Source organism: Pseudomonas syringae pv. tomato str. DC3000 (assembly GCF_000007805.1).
GTDB lineage: Bacteria > Pseudomonadota > Gammaproteobacteria > Pseudomonadales > Pseudomonadaceae > Aquipseudomonas > Aquipseudomonas avellanae.
In genome coordinates this window covers 786,789-809,046 of sequence record NC_004578.1, presented here as the reverse complement: position 1 = coordinate 809,046, position 22,258 = coordinate 786,789, and the positions used below count along the sequence as shown (strand labels likewise).

22 protein-coding genes are annotated in these 22,258 nt (G+C 61.2%); 14 read left to right on the top strand and 8 right to left on the bottom strand.

All coding sequences use genetic code 11. The features are described from left to right. The first annotated feature begins 2 nt into the window (after nucleotides 1–2). The 4 genes from fecE to PSPTO_RS03980 all read left to right on the top strand — a co-directional run bounded on the left by fecE (nucleotide 3) and on the right by PSPTO_RS03980 (nucleotide 4,193). Nucleotides 3–794: a Fe(3+) dicitrate ABC transporter ATP-binding protein FecE gene (fecE, locus tag PSPTO_RS03995; protein WP_005770064.1), complete on the top strand. Its 792-nt coding sequence runs from the start codon at nucleotides 3–5 to the stop codon at nucleotides 792–794. A 229-nt stretch (nucleotides 795–1,023) separates the two neighbouring features. Next, the gene (locus PSPTO_RS03990; protein WP_005614499.1) at nucleotides 1,024–2,118 is read left to right on the top strand and encodes a BMP family ABC transporter substrate-binding protein; all 1,095 of its coding nucleotides are present in this window, start codon (nucleotides 1,024–1,026) and stop codon (nucleotides 2,116–2,118) included. 77 nt (nucleotides 2,119–2,195) lie between these two features. Further along, nucleotides 2,196–3,161: a 2-oxoglutarate and iron-dependent oxygenase domain-containing protein gene (locus tag PSPTO_RS03985; RefSeq protein ID WP_011103268.1), complete on the top strand. Its 966-nt coding sequence runs from the start codon at nucleotides 2,196–2,198 to the stop codon at nucleotides 3,159–3,161. Nucleotides 3,162–3,239: 78 nt separating this feature from the next. After that, nucleotides 3,240–4,193 carry an adenosine deaminase gene (locus tag PSPTO_RS03980; RefSeq protein WP_005614495.1) on the top strand — a complete coding sequence of 318 codons (954 nt, stop codon included), beginning with the start codon at nucleotides 3,240–3,242 and terminating at the stop codon, nucleotides 4,191–4,193. Nucleotides 4,194–4,485: 292 nt separating this feature from the next. Here PSPTO_RS03980 and PSPTO_RS03975 read toward each other — a convergent pair whose 3' ends face one another. Next, the gene (locus tag PSPTO_RS03975) at nucleotides 4,486–5,178 is read right to left on the bottom strand and encodes an ArsR/SmtB family transcription factor (RefSeq protein ID WP_005770069.1); all 693 of its coding nucleotides are present in this window, start codon (nucleotides 5,176–5,178) and stop codon (nucleotides 4,486–4,488) included. Between the two features lie 436 nt (nucleotides 5,179–5,614). Next, nucleotides 5,615–6,538, bottom strand: coding sequence for a LysR family transcriptional regulator (locus PSPTO_RS03970; protein ID WP_011103267.1), 924 nt, complete (start codon nucleotides 6,536–6,538; stop codon nucleotides 5,615–5,617). A gap of 112 nt (nucleotides 6,539–6,650) precedes the next feature. On the opposite strand from PSPTO_RS03970, the gene PSPTO_RS03965 reads away from it, so the two are divergent. After that, complete coding sequence (locus PSPTO_RS03965) at nucleotides 6,651–7,664, top strand: zinc-binding alcohol dehydrogenase family protein (RefSeq protein WP_005770073.1); 1,014 nt, start codon at nucleotides 6,651–6,653, stop codon at nucleotides 7,662–7,664. 48 nt (nucleotides 7,665–7,712) lie between these two features. Here the strand turns inward: PSPTO_RS03965 and PSPTO_RS03960 are convergent, their stop codons facing one another. Together PSPTO_RS03960 and PSPTO_RS03955 are read right to left on the bottom strand one after the other, a co-directional pair. After that, on the bottom strand, nucleotides 7,713–8,909 hold the full coding sequence (locus PSPTO_RS03960; protein WP_005770075.1) for a multidrug effflux MFS transporter: 1,197 nt from the start codon (nucleotides 8,907–8,909) through the stop codon (nucleotides 7,713–7,715). A gap of 146 nt (nucleotides 8,910–9,055) precedes the next feature. Beyond that, the gene (locus PSPTO_RS03955; RefSeq protein WP_005770077.1) at nucleotides 9,056–9,253 is read right to left on the bottom strand and encodes a heavy-metal-associated domain-containing protein; all 198 of its coding nucleotides are present in this window, start codon (nucleotides 9,251–9,253) and stop codon (nucleotides 9,056–9,058) included. Between the two features lie 146 nt (nucleotides 9,254–9,399). Here PSPTO_RS03955 and PSPTO_RS03950 point away from each other — a divergent pair, with 146 nt between their 5' ends. The 3 genes from PSPTO_RS03950 to cueR all read left to right on the top strand — a co-directional run bounded on the left by PSPTO_RS03950 (nucleotide 9,400) and on the right by cueR (nucleotide 12,446). Beyond that, nucleotides 9,400–9,780, top strand: a complete 381-nt coding sequence (locus tag PSPTO_RS03950) for a hypothetical protein (protein ID WP_005770079.1) — start codon at nucleotides 9,400–9,402, stop codon at nucleotides 9,778–9,780. A gap of 69 nt (nucleotides 9,781–9,849) precedes the next feature. Further along, the gene (locus PSPTO_RS03945) at nucleotides 9,850–12,048 is read left to right on the top strand and encodes a heavy metal translocating P-type ATPase (RefSeq protein ID WP_005770081.1); all 2,199 of its coding nucleotides are present in this window, start codon (nucleotides 9,850–9,852) and stop codon (nucleotides 12,046–12,048) included. Beyond that, the gene (gene cueR / locus PSPTO_RS03940) at nucleotides 12,045–12,446 is read left to right on the top strand and encodes a Cu(I)-responsive transcriptional regulator (protein ID WP_005770083.1); all 402 of its coding nucleotides are present in this window, start codon (nucleotides 12,045–12,047) and stop codon (nucleotides 12,444–12,446) included. Before PSPTO_RS03945 ends, cueR begins: the two co-directional genes overlap by 4 nt. 119 nt (nucleotides 12,447–12,565) lie before the next feature. Here the strand turns inward: cueR and PSPTO_RS03935 are convergent, their stop codons facing one another. Further along, the gene (locus PSPTO_RS03935; RefSeq protein WP_005770085.1) at nucleotides 12,566–13,462 is read right to left on the bottom strand and encodes a PA4780 family RIO1-like protein kinase; all 897 of its coding nucleotides are present in this window, start codon (nucleotides 13,460–13,462) and stop codon (nucleotides 12,566–12,568) included. Between the two features lie 371 nt (nucleotides 13,463–13,833). On the opposite strand from PSPTO_RS03935, the gene PSPTO_RS03930 reads away from it, so the two are divergent. Then, nucleotides 13,834–14,934 (top strand): bile acid:sodium symporter family protein, encoded by a 1,101-nt coding sequence (locus tag PSPTO_RS03930; protein ID WP_046463386.1) that lies wholly within the window; start codon nucleotides 13,834–13,836, stop codon nucleotides 14,932–14,934. A gap of 7 nt (nucleotides 14,935–14,941) precedes the next feature. Here PSPTO_RS03930 and PSPTO_RS03925 read toward each other — a convergent pair whose 3' ends face one another. The 3 genes from PSPTO_RS03925 to PSPTO_RS03915 form a co-directional block, all read right to left on the bottom strand. Continuing rightward, on the bottom strand, nucleotides 14,942–16,339 hold the full coding sequence (locus PSPTO_RS03925; RefSeq protein ID WP_005770090.1) for a DUF726 domain-containing protein: 1,398 nt from the start codon (nucleotides 16,337–16,339) through the stop codon (nucleotides 14,942–14,944). A gap of 32 nt (nucleotides 16,340–16,371) precedes the next feature. Beyond that, nucleotides 16,372–16,650: a hypothetical protein gene (locus PSPTO_RS03920; RefSeq protein WP_005614458.1), complete on the bottom strand. Its 279-nt coding sequence runs from the start codon at nucleotides 16,648–16,650 to the stop codon at nucleotides 16,372–16,374. Nucleotides 16,651–16,782: 132 nt separating this feature from the next. Then, a complete protein-coding gene (locus PSPTO_RS03915) occupies nucleotides 16,783–18,060 on the bottom strand; it encodes an acetyl-CoA C-acetyltransferase (RefSeq protein WP_011103263.1) in 1,278 nt (425 codons plus the stop codon). Nucleotides 18,061–18,168: 108 nt separating this feature from the next. Between PSPTO_RS03915 and PSPTO_RS03910 the strand changes: the two genes are divergently transcribed. The 5 genes from PSPTO_RS03910 to PSPTO_RS03890 all read left to right on the top strand — a co-directional run bounded on the left by PSPTO_RS03910 (nucleotide 18,169) and on the right by PSPTO_RS03890 (nucleotide 22,236). Beyond that, entirely contained in the window at nucleotides 18,169–19,524 is a 1,356-nt protein-coding gene (locus PSPTO_RS03910) for a 3-oxoacyl-ACP reductase (protein ID WP_011103262.1), read from the top strand. A gap of 30 nt (nucleotides 19,525–19,554) precedes the next feature. Continuing rightward, complete coding sequence (locus PSPTO_RS03905) at nucleotides 19,555–20,412, top strand: MaoC family dehydratase (protein ID WP_011103261.1); 858 nt, start codon at nucleotides 19,555–19,557, stop codon at nucleotides 20,410–20,412. A gap of 114 nt (nucleotides 20,413–20,526) precedes the next feature. Next, nucleotides 20,527–20,832: a MazG-like family protein gene (locus PSPTO_RS03900; protein WP_005770099.1), complete on the top strand. Its 306-nt coding sequence runs from the start codon at nucleotides 20,527–20,529 to the stop codon at nucleotides 20,830–20,832. Then, on the top strand, nucleotides 20,829–21,578 hold the full coding sequence (locus PSPTO_RS03895; protein WP_046463383.1) for a methyltransferase domain-containing protein: 750 nt from the start codon (nucleotides 20,829–20,831) through the stop codon (nucleotides 21,576–21,578). The genes PSPTO_RS03900 and PSPTO_RS03895 overlap by 4 nt, the downstream gene beginning before the upstream one ends. A 19-nt stretch (nucleotides 21,579–21,597) precedes the next feature. Continuing rightward, nucleotides 21,598–22,236, top strand: a complete 639-nt coding sequence (locus PSPTO_RS03890) for a DUF4136 domain-containing protein (protein ID WP_011103259.1) — start codon at nucleotides 21,598–21,600, stop codon at nucleotides 22,234–22,236. Nucleotides 22,237–22,258 lie beyond the last annotated feature (22 nt).

Sequence of the window (22,258 nt, the reverse complement as noted above, 5' to 3'; positions counted from 1 at the left end):
CCATGAGCATTCTGAAGGCGCAGCACCTCGACATCGGCTACGGCGCAACGCGGATCGTGCAGGACCTGTCATTCAGCCCGCCCGCGGGGCAGGTCACGGCGTTGATCGGCCCCAACGGCTGCGGCAAATCCACGCTGCTCAAGGCGTTCGCGCGGATCCTCACCCCGCAGTCGGGCAGCCTGAGCCTGGACGGTAAAGGCTACAGCCAGCTGTCGGCCAGGGAGCTGGCCTGCAAGGTGGCGTTTTTGCCGCAAGTGCTGCCGATTCCCGAAGGCGTCAACGTGCGCCAACTGGTGGCTTACGGCCGCAGCCCGCACAACAGTTTGTGGGGGCGTTTGAGCGGGGCCGATCAGCACAGTGTCGATCAGGCGTTGCAGCGCATGGAACTGGCTACCCTGGCCGAACGCCCGCTGTCCGATTTGTCCGGCGGGCAGCGGCAGCGCGCCTGGCTGGCGATGATTCTCGCGCAGGACGCAGCCATCGTTTTGCTCGATGAACCGACCACCTACCTGGACATCAGCCATCAGGTCGAACTGCTGGACCTGATGCGCGAGCTTAGCGCTGAAGGCAAAACCGTGATTACCGTGCTCCATGACATCAATCAGGCCTGCCGCTACGCCGACCATCTGGCGGTGATGCAGGGCGGACGTCTGGTGACCTGCGGCGCGCCGGGTGATGTGCTGACCGCCGAGCTGGTGTGTCAGGTGTTCGACGTGCACGTGCAGATCATGCGCGAGCCGGTGGCCGGCACGCCGATGTGCATTGTCGAACGCAGCACCCGCTGCACCAGTTGACAGCGCTGGCGCTCACAGCTGCACCGTCGCGCTGCACTCGCGTTGCCCTTTATTCTGGCCGAAGGCCGTTGGAGCGACCGGGGCGGCGATCAGCATTGTTTTCGGACAAGTCCGCTCACACGCCTTTTGGGCAGAATCAAAGGCGCGCGGGCAGCATAGTTGTCTTGTTGGTCAGTTATTTGCATTGTCGGGGTATGCACTCCAACAAGACCGCAAGGAGCTAGACCCGATGCACCTGACCAACCCACGTCGTCCTCTGAAAAAACTGCTGTGCGCCATGGCCGCTGTCGTCGGCATCGGCTCCAGCCTGCTCGCCTCGGCAGCCGATCCGTTGAAAGTCGGATTCGTCTATATCGGCCCCATCGGCGACCACGGCTGGACCTATCAGCACGAGCAGGGCCGCAAGGCGATGGTCGCGGCGCTGGGTGACAAAGTCAGCAGCAGCTACGTGGAAAACGTCCCGGAAGGTGCAGACGCCGAGCGGGTGATTCGCAACATGGCCAAGGGCGGCTATGACCTGATTTTCAGCACCTCCTTCGGTTACATGAACCCGACCCTGAAAGTTGCCAAGCAATTCCCCAAAGTGAAATTCGAGCACGCGACGGGCTACAAGCAGGACAAGAACATGGGCACCTATCTGGCCCGCACGTATGAAGGCCGCTACGTCAGTGGTTACATCGCGGCGAAGATGACCAAGACCAAGAAGATCGGTTACGTCGCCTCCTTCCCGATCCCTGAAGTGCTGCGCGACATCGACGCCATCCAGCTGGCGCTGAACAAATACAACCCCGGCACCGAGATCAAAGTGGTGTGGGTCAACTCCTGGTTCGATCCGGGCAAGGAAGCCGATGCCGCCAACGCCCTGATCGATCAGGGTGTGGACGTGGTGTTCCAGCACACCGACAGCCCGGCACCGATCCAGACCGCCGAGCGTCGTGGCGTGTATGCCGTGGGCTACGCTTCAGACATGGCGCACTTCGGGCCCAAAGCGGTGCTGGCCTCCATCGTCAACAACTGGGGCCCGCATTACATTCAGGCCGCCGAGGGCGTGATTGCCGGCACCTGGAAGCCGCAGGATTATTGGGGCGGCCTGAAAGAAGGCACGGTCGAACTGCCGATCAGCGACGTGGTGCCTGCTGACGTGAAAGCCGAAGCGCAGAAGCTCATCGCCAGCATCGAAAGCGGCGAGTTCCACCCGTTCACCGGCCCGATCAAGGACCAGAACGGTACGATCAAAATTGCTGACGGCGTGGTCGCGACCAATGCCGAGCTGGCATCGATGAACTACTACGTCGAAGGCATCAAGGCCGAACTGCCTAAATAACCGCCTGGCGTCACGTGCCCGTTTCGGCGGGCACGCTCATCGACACGCTACACCACAATGATTTCCAGGACCGGTTAATGGACCAGCTTCCCATCATCGACATCAGCCCGCTTTACGGCACTGACACCCAAGCCTGGCAGGCTGTCGCCACGCAGATAGACAGCGCCTGTCGGGAATGGGGCTTTTTCTACATCAAGGGCCACCCGATCACTGCCGAGCGCATCGAACAGGTGCAATCGGCAGCCAAAGACTTCTTCGCCCGCGATGCTGCCGAAAAACTGCGCATCGACATCACGCAAAGCACGCACCATCGCGGCTACGGCGCCATTGCCACCGAGCAACTGGACCCTGGCCTGCCGAGCGACCTGAAAGAAACCTTCGACATGGGCCTGCACCTGGATACCAATCATCCCGACGTGCTGGCCGGCAAACCGTTACGCGGCCCCAACCGGCACCCGGCAATTCCCGGCTGGAAAGACCTGATGGAGCAGCATTACCTGGACATGCAGGCTCTGGCGCAAACCCTGCTGCGCGCCATGACCCTGGCATTGGGCATCGAGCGTGACTTCTTCGATCAGCGCTTCCAGGACCCGGTCAGCGTGCTGCGCATGATCCATTACCCGCCGCGCCATACGGCGACTTCAAGCGAGCAACAGGGCGCGGGCGCACACACTGACTACGGCTGCATCACGTTGCTGTATCAGGACACGGCGGGCGGTTTGCAGGTTCGCGATGTACGCGGCGAATGGATCGACGCGCCGCCGATCGACGGCACCTTCGTGGTCAACCTTGGCGACATGATGGCGCGCTGGAGCAATGACCGTTACCTCTCCACACCGCACCGGGTCGTCAGCCCGCTGGGCGTTGATCGCTACTCGATGCCGTTTTTTGCCGAGCCGCATCCCGATACCCGAATCGAATGCCTGCCCGGTTGCCAGAGCGAAACTCATCCGGCCCGCTACCCTGTCACGACCTGTGCCGAATTTCTGCTGTCACGCTTCGCTGACACCTACGCTTACCGTCGCGAACAGGAGGCAAGTTGAACGCTCGGTCAGGTTTTACCCTGCGCAGCGACATGCATCTGTAGAATGCACGCGATCTGCACCTGATGAGAAAAGAATATGTACGACTGGTTGAACGCCCTGCCCAAGGCAGAACTGCACTTGCACCTCGAAGGCTCGCTGGAACCCGAGCTGCTGTTCGCCCTGGCCGAACGTAACAGGATTGCCCTGCCGTGGAATGACGTCGAAGCGCTGCGCAAGGCGTATGCCTTCAATAATTTGCAGGAATTCCTCGACCTGTATTACCGCGGCGCAGATGTGTTGCGCACCGAGCAGGATTTCTACGACCTGACCTGGGCGTACCTGCTGCGCTGCAAGGAACAGAACGTTATCCACACCGAGCCGTTCTTCGACCCGCAAACCCATACCGACCGTGGCATTGCCTTTGAAGTGGTACTGGCCGGGATTACCGGGGCCTTGAAAGACGGCAAGTCGAAGCTGGGCGTCGACAGTGGTTTGATCCTGAGCTTTCTGCGTCATCTGTCCGAAGACGAAGCCGAAAAGACCCTCGACCAGGCGCTGCCGTTTCGTGATGCGTTCGTCGCCGTCGGCCTCGACAGCTCCGAGATGGGCCATCCGCCGAGCAAATTCCAGCGCGTCTTTGACCGCGCGCGCAACGAAGGCTTCCTGACCGTCGCCCACGCTGGCGAAGAAGGCCCGCCGGAATACATCTGGGAAGCCCTGGATCTGTTGAAAATCCAGCGCATCGACCACGGCGTACGCGCCATCGAAGACGAGCGGCTGATGCAGCGCATCATCGACGAACAGATCCCGCTGACCGTCTGCCCGCTGTCCAACACCAAACTGTGCGTGTTCGATGACATGGCCCAGCACAATATTCTCGACATGCTCGAGCGCGGCGTGAAAGTCACCGTGAACTCGGACGACCCGGCCTACTTCGGCGGCTACGTGACCGAAAACTTCCACGCGCTGCACACCCACCTGGGCATGACCGAAGATCAGGCACGCCGCCTGGCGCAAAACAGCCTGGATGCACGACTGGTCAAGCCCTGAAAACCCCGAAAACAGCCTCTGCTCGTATGGCGTAGGAGCGGACTTGTCCGCGAAGGGCTGCGAAGCGGCCCCAAAACAGGCCACCTTGGTTGTATCTGGTGCGCCGAGGCGGCTGGTTTTGCTGCCGGTTCCCGACAGTTCGCGGACAAGTCCGCTCCTACAGGAGATAGCGGACAAGTGAAGCGTCGCCCGGTCTGCTCCCGTGGCCTTCGCCAGAATCAAAAGCGCGCCTGTATGGAGCGCTGACCGCGTGGGAATGCAGCTCTGAACGCTTTTACGGCGCAGATGCGACTCAGGCCGCCGCCGCGATGCTGTTGATTTCCCGCTGCCCGCTGGACGAAACCTGCAGGGTGCTGGACTCTTCTGTTGTGCGCAGCCAGCCCATCTGGATGAACAGTTGTAGCAGCCCTGCCCCCAGCGCGCCCCCCAAATGCGGGCTGCGGTCGTTCCATTTGGGGCAGGCGCAGACCGTTTCGCGTTTGCGCTGCGCCAGTGCAGGTATGTAGATGCCGCGCTCGGCAAACAGGGCCACTCCCCTGCTGGTGACCTCGATGCGCTTCTCATGCCGTTCTATCCAGCCCGCCTCCAGCAGGCGCTGATACAGTTCGGCGGCTATTTCACCCCCCAGATGATCGGAGCAGACCCGCGCGCGACGTAGCGGCAAGAGCGGCATGGGTTGGGCAAAACGACGATTGATCTGATCAGCACTGGCCACCGACGCACAAGCCAGCGCTTCCACCGCAGCGCCCACCTCCGGCGCGGCCAGACGAAAGAAACGCTTGCGCCCTCGCGCCTCCTGCCTCAACAGACCACCACTGGTAAGACGTGCCAGATGCGCGCCCGCAGACGCTGCCGAAACCCCCGCCAGAATGGCCAGCTCGTCGGCAGGGCGAGCCGTACCGTCCATCAGCGCCCAGAGCATTGCGCTGCGCTTGGGGTCGGCCAGCAATGTCGCAATCTGGCTGATGCCAGGTCCGTATTCCATGTGTTCCCTCCCTGTTGAAACATTCATCTATCGCGATGACTTAATGAAAGCGATCACGCCGCCGTAAAGTTCAACGCGGCTCTTATCTGAAATGACAAGTATAAACTCTATGCCCTCTGGCCTAAGGAAGTGAAAAACTTTTCGTACAAACTGTTGTCGCGCACAGGCAGGGAACATAGCCCGACGCTGTAGCGATCAGGCCGATTGAACGGCATCCTGTTATAACGCTGAAACCGCTCTGGAATGGGGCTTTCAGCCCTCACTCCAAGCACGACCCGAAAAGACAAGCGCAATGCCTATGACAAAAATGCCAAAACCACTTCACAACAGTCAGTTTCAACTTTGTTCTGGCACCGGAATCTTTCATTTTTTAAGTAAATTTAAATACTTTATTTTCCGACACTTCCGTAAGCCGTTTCCTACTTCAAGCCGGCCATTACAACAAACCAACAGGCGACTGGCCTACAACATGTTGCTTACAACGCGACCTGAGCATTTCCAATAACAGAATGACGGGCTTGCTGAGTTGAGCACGGTGCGCGCACAGCAAGTTCAGTGGTGCACGCTCGCCCATCAAGTCAGGCATTAACACTTTCAGGTGCCCGGCCCTTACATCGGCGGCAACGTCCAGCCAGGACTTGTACGCGACACCTTCACCTGCAACGGCCCAACGACGCACCACATCAGCATCGTCGCTGACGCGGGTGCCGCTGACCGTCACGCTGATCTCGCGCTTGCCGTCCTCCAGCGTCCAGCGGTCATGGATGCGATCACCCGGCATGAACAGCAGGCAGTTATGGTGTACCAGTTGCTCGACCTGCTGCGGCTCACCATGACGCTGCAGATAACCCGGCGCTGCACAGAGCACCCGCCGGTTGTCAGGCAACACCGGCAGCGCAACCAGGCTGGAGTCCTCAGGCGCACCGTAACGCAGCGCGACATCGACAGGCTGGCGGAACAGATCGGCAATACGGTCGCCCAGCAACAGACGCACGGTCAACTGCGGATGTTGCTGCTGAAATTCGTCCAGCCAGGGCAAAAGGACGTTGCGGCCAAAGTCCGACGGTGCGGAGAGTTGCAGCACACCCTCGCAACGGTCCTGACTGCTGGCCAGCAGGCGCCGCCCTTCTTCCAGGCTGCCGAGTGCCGCGCGCGCGTATTCCAGAAACCCTTCACCTTCGGCGGTCAGGCGCAGGCTGCGGGTCGAACGCGCCAGCAAGCGCGCGCCCAGTTGCCGCTCGATACGCTTGAGGGCGGCACTGGCAACGGCCGCCGACAGGTCCATCACCCGCGCCGCAGCAGAAAGACTGCCCAGGTCTGCTGCACGCACGAACAACTGCAGGTCATCAAAACGCAGCATCAACGCCTCGTATTATCAAAATAAGATTGAAAGAGACTGCCGTTTTAGCGGGTTTTATCTTTACTGGAAATAGCCAATGATCCGTCCATCATTTTCCTTTGAGGTCACTGACATGAAAGCCATCGCGTACTACCAGTCTCTGCCGATCAGCGACGCCCAGGCATTGCAGGACATCGAACTGCCCGAGCCAGTGGCTGGCGCTCGTGATCTGCTGGTCGAGGTCAAGGCGATCTCCGTCAACCCGGTGGACACCAAGATCCGTCAGAACGTCCAGCCGGAAGACGGCGCAGCCAAGGTGTTGGGCTGGGATGTGGCGGGCGTCGTGAAAGCGGTCGGCAGTCAGGTCACACTGTTCAAGCCAGGCGACAAGGTGTTCTATGCCGGGTCCCTGACCCGACCGGGTGGCAACAGCGAGCTGCATGTGGTGGACGAGCGCATCGTCGGCCACATGCCCAAGACCCTGAGTTTTGCTCATGCGGCGGCGCTGCCGTTGACCGCGATCACGGCCTGGGAGCTGTTGTTCGAGCGCCTGCAGGTTGCGCAGCGCAAAGGCGAAGGTTCGCAAAGCCTGCTGATTGTCGGCGCGGCCGGTGGCGTGGGGTCGATCCTGACGCAACTGGCGCGACAACTGACCTCGCTGAAAGTCATCGGCACCGCGTCGCGAGCCGAAACCGAAAGCTGGGTTCGCGAACTGGGCGCGCATGAGGTACTGGACCACAGCAAGCCGTTGAGCGAAGAGCTCAAACGCGTCGGCCTTGACCAGGTGACCCATGTGGCCAGCCTGACCCAGACCGAGCAGCATCTGGACCAATTGGTCGAGGCGCTCAGGCCACAAGGCAAGCTGGGCCTGATTGATGATCCGAAGGCGCTTGACGTGTCAAAGCTCAAGCGCAAGAGCCTGTCGCTGCACTGGGAGTTCATGTACACGCGGTCGATGTTTGAAACCGAGGACATGATCGAACAACACAACCTGCTCAACCGGGTGGCCGAGCTGATTGACGCCGGTACGCTGAAAACCACGTTCGGTGAACACTTCGGCACCATCAACGCCGAAAACCTGCGTCGTGCTCACGCCATGCTGGAAAGCGGCAAGGCCAAAGGCAAGGTTGTGCTTGAAGGGTTCTGAAGCGCTGGGTGTCAGTGCACCTTGCACTGACACCACCGCTGCAACTGATCAGGCCGTCTGGGCCAGAACATCGCGCCTGGCCTGGGCACGGCGTGTCAGCACCGAAATGCTCACGGTCAGCACGCCGCACAGGCTGATCACCAGCGCCATCGGTGTGGCGGTGCCGTCATGCAGCACGCCGACCAGACTGGCCGCCACGGCGGCGACGCTGAATTGCAGGCAACCCAACAAAGCCGACGCACTGCCGGCGCGAGCCCACTGGCCATTCATGGCACAGGCAGACGCATTGGGGATGATGCAACCCAGGCTCGCCACACAAATGAACAGCGGCACCAGCAGCGGCCACAGTGCTTCGGTACGCAGCCCGGTGATCGCGAGCAAAACCAGCGCTGCCGCCAGGTAGATCCAGACCGTGCGTGACAGCAAAAACGCAGGGCCCGTCTTGCGCAGAATACGGGCGTTGATCTGCGCAACCAGAATGAAGCCCGCCGCATTCATCCCGAACAGCCAGCCATAATGCTCTGCCGGCACGCCATACAGCTTGATGAACACGAACGGCGACCCGGCGACGTAAGCGAACATACCTGCCATCGCGATGCCGCCCGTCAGGGCATGACCGATGAAAACGCGGTCTTGCAGCAGATTGACGTACTGGCGCAACGCGCCGTTCAACGGTTGGCGAGGCGTGCTGGCCGGCATGCTTTCCGGCAGCCACAGCGCAACCGCAGTCAGACAGGCAGCACTGAACAGCGCGAGGCTGGCAAAGATCGATTGCCAGCCGAAGGTGCTGACCAGTACACCGCCCAGCATCGGCGCCAGAATCGGCGCAAGCCCCATGACCAGCATCAGTTGCGAAAAGACCTTGGCGGACTCGACCGCATTGCACTTGTCGCTGACGATCGCCCGCGACAGAACCATCCCGGCACAGCCTCCCAGCGCCTGAATGAAGCGTGCACCGATCAGCCATTCGAGGCTTGGCGCAAAGGCGCAAGCCACCGACGCGAGCATGAACAGCGTCACGCCGACCAGCATCGGGATCCGCCGGCCAAAGCGGTCAGCCACTGGACCGTAAGCCAGTTGCCCCAGCGACAGCCCCAGAAAATAGGCGGCCAGGGTCAACTGCACGTGTTTTTCATCGGTGCCGAAATACGAGGCCATGGCCGGAAAGCCGGGAAGATAAAAGTCGATGGCCAGAGGGCCAAAAGCGCTCAGTGAGCCGAGGATAAGGATCGTTCGTAGATTCATCGGGTGTCCATTAACGGGTACAGAGCAACGGGCAAGTTTAACCGGCTTACCTGAAAGAGAACGACGGACGGGAGAATTAATTCAAAATTTTTCAGCATGACTTTGGATACATGAATGGGGAAATCAACTGACTTCCCCGTTTTGAATCATGCCAATTGCGCCTGATAACCTTCTTCGCCGATCAGCCCGATGATCTGCTCCGGCGACAGGCTGCTCTGTACCTTCACCTGTTTACTGGCCAGTTCGACCTGTAACTCGGCGGCAGGGTCGGCATTTTTGATCGCTTCGGTCACGGCGCGAACACAGTGCCCGCAGGTCATGCCTTGAACAGTGAATAACTGCATGCTGTCACTCCTTCAATGATGGATGGCCCTCATCTTCAACCTTGCCATCATGGCAAGGTCAAGTTTCTGTTATCGCTGCAGGGCTGGTATTCGGACTGATCGTGAGCCAAGCTGACTCATCAACGTTTACATCAGGAGTATCAGCGATGCGCTGGTCAGCAGTGAGCCTCTTCAGCATTCTCGGTTTCTTGGCTATCGCACCGGCCACTCAGGCTGCTCAGGACTACGGCATTCTGATTATTTCCCGAGAGCGGCTGGAAGTGGCGACCTCCTGCGAAATCGGCATCTACGTTCAGGACCGCCTGGCCGGAAGGCTGTTTCAGGAGGACTCGGTGTCTTTCAACCTGCCGCCCGGCGAAGTGTCCGTGCGCCTGACCACACTGCGCGGCACCGTGGGCGGCTGCGAGGGCGGGATGGAAGCTGCGCGCAACACCAAGATCCAGCTGCATGCCGGGGATATCCTCAAGTACCGCATCGCCACCGACCTGAACGGGCTGTACCTCAAGAAAGCCGACCTCAACTATTGATTCGCGCTTGACCTTGCCCATGTGGCAAGGTTGATCCTTGCAGGCATTCAGTCTCAGGGAGTGTTACAGATGCAAGACATCACCACCTTCGACCTGCCGATCAGCGGTATGACCTGTGCCAGTTGCGCAGGTCGGGTCGAGCGTGCCCTGGCCAAAGTGCCGGGGGTCAACAGTGTGACGGTCAACCTCGCCAATGAACGCGCGCACGTCAGCGTTGCGCCGCAAACCGATCCGCACACCCTGATTTCAGCCGTCACCCGCGCCGGTTATGGCGCAACACTGATTCAGGACCGGCAGGCCGACGCCGAGAAAAAAATCCAGCATCTGCACCGAGAGCGCTGGGCCTTGCTGCTGGCCATTGCGCTGGCGTTACCACTGATCGCGCCGATGCTCCTGACGCCGCTGGGCGTGCACTGGATGCTGCCCGCATGGGCGCAGTTCGCACTGGCGACACCGGTGCAGTTCATTCTGGGCGCGCGGTTTTATCTGGCCGCATGGAAAGCAGTGCGCGCGGGCGCAGGTAACATGGACCTGCTGGTCGCCATCGGCACCAGCGCGGGTTATGGCCTGAGCGTCTATCAATGGCTGCATGCCGCACCGGGCACTACGCCGCATCTGTATTTTGAAGCATCGGCGGTGGTCATCGCCTTGGTGCTGCTGGGCAAGTACCTGGAAAGCCGCGCCAAACGCCAGACCGCCAGCGCCATTCGCGCCCTGGAAGCATTGCGCCCGGACCGCGCCCTGCGGCTGATTGACGGCATTGAGCAAGACGTCGCGATCAGCGAGCTTCGGCTTGGCGACGCGGTGCTGGTCAAGCCAGGTGAACGCTTTCCAGTGGACGGCGAAGTGCTCGAGGGCCGCAGCCACGCCGACGAAGCGTTGATTACCGGTGAAAGTCTCCCGGTGGCCAAACAGCCGGGTGACAAGGTCACCGGCGGTGCAATCAATGGCGAAGGTCGCTTGCTGATTCGTACTGCCGCGCTGGGTGCGGAAACGGTGCTGGCGCGCATCATTCGTCTGGTCGAAGACGCACAGGCAGGCAAGGCACCGATCCAGAAACTGGTGGATAAAGTCAGCCAGGTGTTTGTGCCGACCGTGCTGGTTATCGCCTTCTTCACATTGGCGGGCTGGCTGCTGGTCGGTGCATCGCTGGAAGTGGCACTGATCAACGCCGTCGCGGTGCTGGTGATCGCCTGCCCCTGCTCGCTGGGCCTCGCGACGCCGACAGCGATTATGGCCGGAACGGGTGTGGCGGCGCGCTACGGCATTCTGATCAAGGACGCAGAAGCCCTGGAGCGCGCCCATGATGTGGACGCCGTGGTGTTCGACAAGACCGGCACGCTGACGTCCGGCACCCCGCGCATCACCAACATGAGCGCCGTGCTGGGCAATGAAGAGCACTTGCTGCAACTGGCGGGCGCACTGCAACGCGGCAGCGAACATCCGTTAGCCAAGGCCGTGCTGGACGTCTGCGATGAATGGCAACTGACACTCGACCCGGTCGAAAACAGCCACGCCCTGAGTGGCCGAGGGATCGCCGGCACGGTTCAGGGCCGCGAACTGGCGCTGGGCAATCGGCGCTTGCTGGACGAAAGCGGCCTGCCGATGGGCGATCTGGCCGAATCCGCACGCATCTGGGAAGCCGACGGGCGCACGCTGTCCTGGCTGATCGAGCAGGCTCCAGAGCCGAAAGTGATCGGCATGTTTGCGTTTGGGGACACGCTCAAGCCCGGCACTGATCAGGCAATAAGGGCGCTGAATGCGCGCGGCATCACCAGCCATTTGCTGACCGGCGATAACCGCGGCAGCGCGCAGATGGTTGCCAGGGCGCTGGGGATACACGACGTACACGCCGAGGTGCTGCCTGCCGACAAGGCCGATACCGTGATGCGGCTGAAAAGCAACCATGTGGTGGCCATGGTCGGTGACGGCATCAACGATGCACCGGCGCTGGCGGCGGCTGACGTGGGCATTGCGATGGGCGGCGGGACTGATGTCGCGATGCATGCCGCAGGCATTACATTGATGCGCGGCGACCCGCGACTGGTGCCGGCTGCGCTGGACATCAGCCAACGGACCTACGCGAAGATCCGCCAGAACCTGTTCTGGGCGTTCGTCTATAACCTGATCGGCATCCCGCTTGCGGCGCTGGGCTATCTCAACCCGGTACTGGCGGGCGCGGCCATGGCACTGTCCAGCGTCAGCGTGGTGGGCAACGCCCTGCTGTTGAAAACCTGGAAGCCGCGTAATCTGGAGGACAAACCATGAACATCGGCCAGGCAGCCAGGAGCAGCGGCTTGAGCGCGAAGATGATTCGCTATTACGAGTCCATCGGCCTGCTGAAAGCCGCGCATCGCAGCGACAGCGGTTATCGGTTGTACGGCGCCGAAGACCTGCACACCCTGGCGTTCATCAAACGCTCACGGGACCTGGGGTTTTCGCTGGAAGAAGTCAGCAAACTGCTGACCCTCTGGCAAGACCGCCAACGCGCCAGCGCCGACGTCAAGGCTCTGGCCCGCCAGCACATCGTCCAGCTGAACCAGAAAATCGACGAGCTGGCCAGCCTGCGCGACACGCTTGAGGAACTGGTGAAACACTGCCAGGGCAACGACCGCCCCGACTGCCCGATCCTCAAGGACCTGGCGTCGGGTGGGTGTTGTTCATAGGTATTCCCGCTGCTCAACAGAGGACGCAGAGCGTCCAGAACGGCATGACGACGCGGAACGTCGCACGATAGTTGAAGTATCGTTGCGAACGCTCCAGTGGGACTGCCTGGCGTCAGACTCTACTGCAGCCACGGCGGCGGCGGTTCTTCGGCGGATTTGCCCGGAGGTGCGTCGTCTGCGGCGCGGGCTGCCTGGCGGCGGGCTTCGTCCAGACGCGCGGCTTCGATCTCGCGCAGTACGCCGCCCACATCGGCTTCGTCCTCCGGCTCATCAAACTCACCGGTCAGCACCGTGGTGGGCGACAGCGTGCCAGCCTCGTAGTACGACCACATCTCCTTGGCGTACTTGGTGCTCCTGAGCTCCGGCGCAAAGCGACCGAAGTACAGGGCCATGTTGCCGACGTCGCGCTCCAGCATGCTGAATGCGTGGTTGTTGCCCGCCGCATCGACCGCTTGTGGCAGGTCGATGATCACCGGGCCAGACGGCGCCAGCAGCACATTGAACTCGGACAGGTCACCGTGCACCAGACCGGCACACAGCATCAGCACGATCTGCTCGATCAGGAAAGCGTGATACTCGCGCGCCTGGTCCGGCTCCAGCACCACGTCGTTCAGACGCGGCGCCGCATCGCCATACTCGTCGGCCACCAGCTCCATGAGCAGCACGCCTTCCAGGAAGTCGTACGGCTTGGGCACCCGGACACCTGCACTGGCCAGACGAAACAGCGCCGCCACTTCAGCGTTCTGCCAGGCGTCTTCGGTTTCCTTGCGCCCGAACTTCGAGCCCTTGGCCATTGCCCGGGCCTGTCGGCTGTTGCGTACCTTGCGACCTTCCTGATACTCGGCCGCCTGACGGAAACTGCGTTTGTTGGCCTCCTTGTAAACCTTGGCACACCGCAGCTCATTGCCACAGCGCACCACATAAACAGCTGCCTCTTTACCACTCATGAGCGGGCGCAGCACCTCGTCGACCAGACCGTCTTCGATCAGGGGTTCAATGCGTTTAGGAGTTTTCATCAGCTTTTATTAAGGGTCCTTTGTTGCCAGATACGCGATTGTTGCCGTTATACGGCAATCCTCCGCCAGCGAGTAGGGGTAGAGCCTTGTGGATTGAAAGGTTTTTAAGCAAAAACCACGCAACACCCCGGTTTAAAGCACCTTTCGTGCCGCACGGCAGGTGAAAGATATTCCGGGACAAAATGTACAGTCGCAGAAAAAGACAGCACCTGACGTCTTGTTAACGCCCGGCGCAACTTGCCCACAACATGAAACCCCATCGGGCAATCTCCCGAACTCAGCAACTACCCGCCTGCGCGGGATTGGTTACACTTACGCCCTGTTCCAGTGCAGAACGCACAACGACAGTGGCGCTGACTTACCCTACGGCCTTGTGTCGCCAGACGGCCATCGGGCACAGTACCCTGCTGATATTCCTGATTAAAAAGTTGTCCGAGCCTGCCATGCAATCGCTCCAACACTTCAAGCGCGTTGCCACCGACTGGTTCCTCTGGGGCATGGTCCTTGCGACGGTTCTTGCCTACTTCCTCCCCCACTTCGGTGCCACGGGCGGCAGCATGCATGCCGAATACGTCATTAACATCGGCGTGTTCGTGGTGTTCTTCCTGCACGGGGTCAACCTCTCCAGCGAGCAGATCAAAAAGGGCCTGAGCAACTGGCGCCTGCACGTGATGATTCAGGTGTTCACCTTCGTCGTGTTCCCGCTGATCTGGCTGGCGTGCAATAAGCTGCTGGGCTCGCATGTGCCTGCGCTACTGATGCTGGGCTTTTTCTATCTGTGCGCCCTGCCCTCGACCATTTCGTCTTCGGTGGCGCTGACCGCAAGCGCGGGCGGTAACGTTCCGGCGGCGATTCTCAACGCCAGCATGTCCAGCGTCATCGGGATTTTCATCACGCCGTGGCTGGTGAGCCTGCTGGTCGGCACTGGCGCAGGCGGTATCGATCTGGGCGATACGCTACTGAACCTCTGCGCCATGTTGCTGCTGCCACTGGTGCTGGGCCAACTGTTGCGTCCGCTGCTGGGCAAGTTCTTTGCGCGACACAAGAAGTACACCAACCTGATCGACAAAATGGTGATTCTGCTGCTCGTCTATGCGGCGTTCTGCAACTCGATGATCTCCGGCATGTGGCAAAGCCAGGGCAACAGCGTGATCCTCACCGCATTTATCGGCACCGCGCTGTTGCTGGCGTTGATTCTGCTGCTGACCACCAGCACCGCGCGGGCGCTCAAGTTCGATCACGCCGACAAAGTTGCTGCGGTGTTCTGCGCCACCAAGAAGTCCCTCGCGGCCGGCGCGCCGATGGCGGCCTTGATCTTCGGCAGCAATCCGGGGATGGGGCTGATTCTGCTGCCGATCATGATTTATCACCCGATGCAGTTGATCGTCTGTTCGATCATCGCCGAGAGCTACGCCAGTCGTCATCGCCAGCAGCTCTCGCAAGCCGCACTGGAAGAGGCTCGCGCCGCCTGAGCGCGGCTTACATCAGCGCGTCATCGTCCAGCATGACGCGCGCGTAAAAGACGATGGCCACGGTTGGGATCAACGCCGAATAACCTGGCCTGAGCGCCGTACCAAAATGCGTCAGCAAGCGCTGCACCGGCGCCTGGCGAATGGCACCCAATAACCCTTTGAGCCTGCCGGGGGCTTTTTCGGACTGCGCCGGCTTGAAAAACGCAGCAACGGTCAGGCGCTCGGCCAGCGTATCGACATGCGCGGCGTACACCTCCCAACTCATCGCTCTGACACTGGCGCGGGGCATCTGCACCAGCGGGTGCGCACTGTTGAACGCATGGCGAAAGAACGTTCTGAGCAGCAGTTCTTCCACCTCGACCACCGTGGCGCACTGGTGCAGCGCGTCGTCCAGGCCGTATTGCCGCGCCAGCATGCCCAGCGCTCGGGTATAGGGCACGCCTCGACGACGTGCGGCGTTGACCAGAAAATGTCCGGCGACCAGTTGGAATTCGCGCACGAATGCATAGGCACGGTCTGCTTCGGCATCGTGCAGGCGGGTCCAGCGGCTGCTGCGCAAATGCCTGATCGCCGCGTCCAGCAAGTGATCCGGCGAGCGCGCCAGCACGTCGTGCAGCAAGGCGTCCTGCAAGATCGGGTCGCGGGTCGCCACGGGCAAAACCGCGACACCCGTTTCCAACCCTTCACACCCACTGAAACCGGTCGCGATCAGCACTTCCTGCAAACGGCGCCAGTAATGGTGATGGCGATACCCCGCCATGCGCACATTTTCAAAATGCTCGACCGGCGTGCGCCCCAGGCTTTTCTCGCCCAGGTTCAGCAGCAACACGTGGTCTTCGCTGGAATAAGCGTTGATCAGCCGCCCGCTGATGCTTTGTTTGAGCTGCTCGGCCTCGGTGGCATTGAGGCGCACCGCTGCGGCCATCAGCAGCACATCACCCACGACCAGGCCGTGTTCCAGGGGTTGCTCGGCGTTTTTGAGTGCGCTGACCAACAGCCGGCCACCCAGTGAATGGCCGATCAGGTTGACGCGCTTTACCTGCGGATGATGCTCGAACAGGTAGCGGTCCAGTTGCGTCAGCAGCACCTTGCCCATGTCGCGGGCACGATTGCGGATGCGCGCGAAATGAACCACACGGTCCCCCGCCAGCGCAGCCGCACCGGCCAGCGGATGCACACGAGCGGCGGCCATCAGCAGGCCACGGGAGCGGTTATCCATCTGGGTGAAATGGCTCGACGGCCAAAAGGCGAGGATATTCACGCTGTGGCGCAAGGCTGCGGGAATGCTGCTGGCCAGCATGCGCCGGTCATCCAGATCGTGCCCTGAGGAGTAGCCATGAATGAAGACGTTGGCGACCTCGCCCGAGGTCTTGGGCAAGGTCAGAAATTTGAAATGATTTTCCACGTTGTCCTGTCACGCATGGGCGGGTTGCGCGCTCAATTTCTGACGATGAAGCGTTTGGCGATCAGCATGATCAGCCGCAGGCAAAACATGATACCGGTCACGGCGATCACCCATTTGGCAACCAGCACAAAATAACCTTCGATCTCATCGGAAACCAGCCCCACCAGCAGCCCCATGCCGAAGATCAGCAAACCGATCAGCGCCAGGCCAATGTAAGGCCGCAACCAGCGGGTTCGCGCGCCTTTATCGAACAGATAGAGCACAGTGCCGATCAGAATCAGAAGGACCGATATCCCAATGATGAGCCCCATGTTTTACCTCGACGTTACAAAAAAATCCGCTTTTGATTCTGGCCGAAGGCCGTGGTAGCGCCGTCCTGGAAGCTCTGCGTCCGATCTTGACTGCGCTGGCAGCGGATTATGCCCATGACCGCCGCCATTTGCCTAACGCTCAAGAATCGCCGTCACGCCCTGTCCGCCTGCTGCGCAGATCGAGATCAGGCCCCGTCCGCTGCCCGCCGCCGCCAGCAGTTTGGCCAGGTTGGCGACGATGCGGCCTCCGGTAGCAGCAAAGGGGTGGCCCGCGGCCAGTGAGCTGCCTTTGACGTTCATTTTGCTGCGGTCAATCGACCCAAGCGGCGCATCAAGCCCCAGGCGGGTCTTGCAGTAATCGGCGTCTTCCCAGGCCTTGAGCGTGCACAGCACTTGCGCGGCGAACGCTTCGTGGATTTCGTAGTAATCAAAATCCTGAAGCGTAAGCCCGTTGCGGGCCAGCAGACGCGGAACGGCGTAGACCGGCGCCATCAGCAAGCCTTCCGTGCCTTTGACGAAGTCCACCGCTGCTGCCTCGCCATCGCGCCAGTAAGCCAGCACCGGCAAACCACGTTCGCGAGCCCAGTCTTCACTGGCCAGCAACACCACCGACGCACCATCGGTCAGCGGTGTCGAATTGCCTGCCGACAACGTGCCTTTGGCGCTGCGCTCGAAGGCCGGTTTGAGGCTGGCCAGTTTCTCCAGCGTCAGGTCCGGGCGCAGGTTATTGTCGCGGATCAGCCCCAGGTACGGCGTCATCAGATCATCCTGCCAGCCCTCAGCGTAAGCGGCGGCCATTTTCAAATGGCTTTCCAGCGCCAGTTGATCCTGCGTTGAACGCTCGATGCCCCAAGTCTGTGCCATCAGTTCGCAATGCTGGCCCATCGACAACCCCGTGCGCGGCTCACCGTTGCGCGGCAGCTCCGGCTTGAGGTGATGCGGGCGCAACTGCAGCAACGCCTTGAACTTGTCAGCGGGGGTCTTGCAGCGGTTGACCTGCAACAGAATGGCGCGCAGCCCTTCATTGACGCCGATTGGCGCATCCGACGTAGTGTCCACGCCGCCGGCAATGCCGCACTCGATCTGCCCTAGCGCGATCTTGTTGGCCACCAGCAATGCGGCTTCCAGCCCCGTGCCGCAGGCCTGCTGAATGTCGTAAGCGGGAGTCTGCGCGGACAGCCGCGAGCCGAGCACGCATTCGCGGGTCAGGTTGAAGTCTCTGGAGTGCTTGAGCACCGCGCCCGTCGCGACTTCACCCATGCGCAGCCCGTGCAGGTTGAAGCGCTCGATCAGACCTTCAAGTGCTGCGGTGAGCATGTCCTTATTGCTGGCATTGGCGTACGGGCCATTGGAGCGGGCGAACGGAATGCGGTTACCGCCAACGATGGCGACCCGACGAGGTTGCGTCATGGAAAACTCCCTTTATGCATACGAATGGATGAGCCGTGTCGATCGCAAGAACAAACGTCATGCCACCGTGGTCCATTCCTTTGAACCCCGACTTCAGGAGAGTGTTCCATGCCGTCAGATCGCTATATTGATTTCGCCAATTCCGACATGGGTCGGCGTCTGGTGAACGCCGTCGGTCTGCCCGCCCCCACCCACCTGGAGCGCTGGCAGGCCGGGCGTTTGCGCCCGGTCGAAGGCACCCTGCTGATCAGCGCCGGGCCGCTGGGCGATCAGGTCAGGCAGTTCGCCAGCCGCCTGACCGACTCGCTTTACAGCTTCGGCAGCGAGATGCCCGGCGCAACCGCCTGGGTCGCCAATCAGGGGCCGCGCCTGAAAGCAGTGGTCTTTGACGCCAGTCAGATTCTGCGTACCGAGCAGCTCAGACAGCTCCGGGATTTCTTTCAACCGTTGCTGCGCAACCTCGACCACTGTGCACACGTGGTGATTCTTGGCCGCGCACCGGAGACGCTCGACGACCCGCTGGCGGCCAGCACGCAGCAAGCCATCGTGGGCTTCAGCCGCTCGCTGGCCAAGGAAGTGCGCAACGGTGCGACGGTCAAGCTGTTGCAGGTGGACGAAGACGCGCAGGACCAACTGGAGGGCGCATTGCGCTTTTTCCTGACCCCCAAGGCGGCATTCATCTCCGGTCAGTTTGTCCATTTGAGCGCCTGCCCGAGCAAAGTGCAGGACTGGACGCGCCCACTGGCCGGGCGCAAAGCCGTCGTGACCGGTGCCGCGCGGGGCATCGGCGCCTCGATTGCCGAAACCCTGACCCGCGATGGCGCACAGGTCATTTTGCTGGACGTGCCGCAAACCCGCAAAGAACTGGAAGCACTGGCCTCGCGGCTCGGTGGTCAGGCCCTGGCGCTAAATATCTGCGCGGCGGATGCACCTGCGCAACTGCTTGAACACCTGCCCGATGGCGTCGACATTCTGGTGCACAACGCAGGCATCACCCGCGACAAGACGCTGGCCAATATGCCGGAAGATTTCTGGGACTCGGTGCTGGCCGTCAACCTTGGCGCGCCGCAAGTGCTCACTCAGGTGCTGCTTGATGGCGGCGCGCTGAAAGACAACGCCCGAATCGTGCTCATGGCCTCGATCAGCGGCATCGCCGGTAATCGCGGGCAAACCAACTACACCACCAGCAAGGCCGGCCTGATCGGCTTTGCCAAGGCCATGGCGCCAGGGCTCAAGGCCCGCGGCATCAGCATCAACGCTGTTGCGCCGGGTTTCATCGAAACGAAAATGACCGCCCACATGCCGTTCACCTTGCGTGAAGCGGGCCGGCGCATGAGTTCGCTGGGCCAGGGCGGTACGCCACAGGATGTCGCAGAAGCGGTGGCGTGGTTCAGCCAGCCGGGCAGCGGCGCCGTCAGTGGCCAGGTTTTACGCGTATGTGGTCAAAACGTGATCGGGGCCTGAGGTCCCGCACTGAGTTCAAGGAGATGGATGATGACGGCTCATTGGCGCTACCTCAATTCGCTACAACCGCTGTCCAACCTGTTCATTCAGGCGGCGCTCAGGCGCAAGGTAACCGGCACACAGCTACCCGATCTTGGGTTGCGCAGCTGGATCGCGGTCGATAACGACAAGCTTGAAGCGTACCGCAAGGTCTGTGGGTTTGCAGACAGCAGCCTGCTGCCGCCGACTTACCCGCATGCGCTGGCTTTTACGTTGCAGATGCAATTGATGACCTCACCGGAGTTTCCCTTCCCGCTGCTGGGGCTCATTCATCTGGGCAATCAGATTCGCACCCTTCGCCCGCTCGGCGGCGTGAGCCAGTTGTACATCAGCGTGCAGGCCACCGACCTGCGCCCGCACCCCAAAGGCGCGACGTTTACCTTGCTCACGCAGGCCGAGGACGGAATGGGCCTGCTATGGGAAGAAGAAAGCACTCTGCTGTGCACCGCCGTTCATCTTGAGGACGCGCCTGTTCCAATGCCCGAAGCGTACCTGCGACCGCTCATCGAGCTGGACCGCTGGCGGGCGTCTGCACAGATCGGCCGCGAGTACGCCAAGGTGTCTGGCGACTACAACCCGATTCACCTCAGCGCCGCCAGCGCCAAGCTATTCGGCTTCCCACGCGCCATTGCCCACGGCATGTGGCTCAAGGCACGTGCGCTCGCAGCACTGGAAGATCACCTGCCCGCCTCGAACGTCCAGATCAGCGTGCAGTTCCAGAAACCGGTACGCCTGCCCGCCGATGTCACGCTGTCGGCCAGCGCCGCCGGTTCCCACGGTGAGTTTCGTGTCGAAGGCCAGGAAGGTATCGTGCACATGATCGGTAGCTGGCAACCGGCTACGGATTGATGTCATTGCGTACTGTGTCGGGAGCGCTGCTCCCCTCAACGTCTGAACAAACTGCAACGCCCACTTGCCTGGCGACCCGATCCCCCTGAAGCTATGCGTCTTCAGGAGAGCACGATGAACCTCGACGAGTTGACCCAACGCCTGCACCGCATCCGCGACCAGAACGACTGGAAGCAATTTCACAGCCCGAAAAACCTGGCCATGGCTGCCAGCGTGGAAATGGCCGAGCTGGTGGAGATATTCCAGTGGCTGCGCGAAGACCAGTCACGCGAGCTGCCTGCCGATCAGCTTGAGCATGCCGGGCAGGAAGTCGGCGATATCATCCTCTACCTGTTGCTGCTGTGCAGCGAACTGGGGCTGGACATGGAAACGGTCGTGCGCAACAAGCTGGCAGACAGCGAGCGGAGATTTGCCAAGTGAGTGATCGCCATTTCGACCAGTTGGCGACGCGCTTTGCGGAAAAGATCTACGGCGGGGCCAAAGGGGCCATTCGTCTGGCCGTGTTGCAGGCCGATCTGACCGAGACGCTGCCCAAGCGGCCGTTGCGTGTGCTGGATATCGGCGCGGGGTTGGGGCATATGTCGCTGTGGCTGGCCGAGCAAGGTCATGAGGTGACGCTGGCCGAGCCCGCCGAGCCCATGCTTGAAGGCGCACGTCAGCGTTTTGCCGACGCCGGACAGACGGCAACCTTCATTCAGGCCCCGTGGCAGACGCTGCCCGACTTACTGAGCGACACTTACGATGTGGTGCTGTGCCACGCCGTGCTGGAATGGCTGGCCGAGCCGTACTCGATTCTTCCGGTGCTGCGCAGGCTCACCCAGGACGATGGCTGGCTGTCGCTGGCGTTTTACAACCGCGATGCGCTGATTTATCGCAACTTGCTCAAGGGCCATTTCCGCAAGATGCGTAAAAACGACATGGCCGGAGAAAAGCAGAGCCTGACGCCCCAGCAACCGCTCGACCCTCGGGAACTCGCGACGCAACTTGAAGGGCTGTGGCAAGTCGAAACCCGTAGCGGCGTGCGGGTGTTTCACGATTACATGCCGCTTGAATTCCAGGCCCGGGCCGAGCTGACGGAACTGCTGGAAATGGAGCTGGCGCATCGACGTCATCCGGCGTTTGCCGGGCTGGGTCGATACCTGCACTGGATGTGCCGTCCGGTCTGACATCATTGCGGAGATCCACATGACCTACCGTGCTGCCTCGTTTGTCCTGTTGCTCGGCCTGAGCGTTATCGGGCTGAGCGCCTGCCAGAGCGATAACCCTTACGTGGCCAGCTCGCTGCCCATGCCGCCTGCGCCGCCGCAGGCAGCCAAAACGCTGGACTTGAGCGCTTATCCTGCGCCGCCACGCGACTATGGCAAGTACCGGACCTGGGGCTGGCTCAACGGCCAACTGCCGCCGGGTACAGCCTGGGTGGACTCGGCGCAAGTGGTCGAAGCGTTGAGCAATGGTCTGGATCAGCGCGGCTTGCGCCCGGCTCGTAGTAATCAGCCTGCCGACCTTTACGTAAGCGCCACTACCCGGCAGGAAACCCGGCTGCGCCAGGTGCGTGAGGATTACGATCCGTATTATGGAGGCGGCTCGGGCTATGGCCGTTACGATGGCTATCGACCCGGTTACGGCGGCTACGCCAGCGTACCGGTGGTGCGCACTTATCAGGAAAACGTGATGGTGGTGCAGATCAACCTGATTGATGCGCGCACCGGCCAGCCGGTCTGGAGCGCCAGTGCCGATGCACGCGCCAGCAACAATCTGGCAGACCGCAGCAGCGCATTGCGTCAGGCCGTGCAACAGGCGCTGAGCGCTTATCCTCCTTCTTAGCTCGTCTGTAACTCCTTCGGAG

Excerpts from the sequence above, each read along its gene's own strand:
- fecE (WP_005770064.1), top strand. The coding sequence starts at position 3 with ATGAGCATTCTGAAGGCGCAGCACCTCGACATCGGCTACGGCGCAACG.
- PSPTO_RS03990 (WP_005614499.1), top strand. The coding sequence starts at position 1,024 with ATGCACCTGACCAACCCACGTCGTCCTCTGAAAAAACTGCTGTGCGCC.
- PSPTO_RS03985 (WP_011103268.1), top strand. The coding sequence starts at position 2,196 with ATGGACCAGCTTCCCATCATCGACATCAGCCCGCTTTACGGCACTGAC.
- PSPTO_RS03980 (WP_005614495.1), top strand. The coding sequence starts at position 3,240 with ATGTACGACTGGTTGAACGCCCTGCCCAAGGCAGAACTGCACTTGCAC.
- PSPTO_RS03975 (WP_005770069.1), bottom strand. The coding sequence starts at position 5,178 with ATGGAATACGGACCTGGCATCAGCCAGATTGCGACATTGCTGGCCGAC.
- PSPTO_RS03970 (WP_011103267.1), bottom strand. The coding sequence starts at position 6,538 with ATGCTGCGTTTTGATGACCTGCAGTTGTTCGTGCGTGCAGCAGACCTG.
- PSPTO_RS03965 (WP_005770073.1), top strand. The coding sequence starts at position 6,651 with ATGAAAGCCATCGCGTACTACCAGTCTCTGCCGATCAGCGACGCCCAG.
- PSPTO_RS03960 (WP_005770075.1), bottom strand. The coding sequence starts at position 8,909 with ATGAATCTACGAACGATCCTTATCCTCGGCTCACTGAGCGCTTTTGGC.
- PSPTO_RS03955 (WP_005770077.1), bottom strand. The coding sequence starts at position 9,253 with ATGCAGTTATTCACTGTTCAAGGCATGACCTGCGGGCACTGTGTTCGC.
- PSPTO_RS03950 (WP_005770079.1), top strand. The coding sequence starts at position 9,400 with ATGCGCTGGTCAGCAGTGAGCCTCTTCAGCATTCTCGGTTTCTTGGCT.
- PSPTO_RS03945 (WP_005770081.1), top strand. The coding sequence starts at position 9,850 with ATGCAAGACATCACCACCTTCGACCTGCCGATCAGCGGTATGACCTGT.
- cueR (WP_005770083.1), top strand. The coding sequence starts at position 12,045 with ATGAACATCGGCCAGGCAGCCAGGAGCAGCGGCTTGAGCGCGAAGATG.
- PSPTO_RS03935 (WP_005770085.1), bottom strand. The coding sequence starts at position 13,462 with ATGAAAACTCCTAAACGCATTGAACCCCTGATCGAAGACGGTCTGGTC.
- PSPTO_RS03920 (WP_005614458.1), bottom strand. The coding sequence starts at position 16,650 with ATGGGGCTCATCATTGGGATATCGGTCCTTCTGATTCTGATCGGCACT.
- PSPTO_RS03915 (WP_011103263.1), bottom strand. The coding sequence starts at position 18,060 with ATGACGCAACCTCGTCGGGTCGCCATCGTTGGCGGTAACCGCATTCCG.
- PSPTO_RS03910 (WP_011103262.1), top strand. The coding sequence starts at position 18,169 with ATGCCGTCAGATCGCTATATTGATTTCGCCAATTCCGACATGGGTCGG.
- PSPTO_RS03905 (WP_011103261.1), top strand. The coding sequence starts at position 19,555 with ATGACGGCTCATTGGCGCTACCTCAATTCGCTACAACCGCTGTCCAAC.
- PSPTO_RS03900 (WP_005770099.1), top strand. The coding sequence starts at position 20,527 with ATGAACCTCGACGAGTTGACCCAACGCCTGCACCGCATCCGCGACCAG.
- PSPTO_RS03890 (WP_011103259.1), top strand. The coding sequence starts at position 21,598 with ATGACCTACCGTGCTGCCTCGTTTGTCCTGTTGCTCGGCCTGAGCGTT.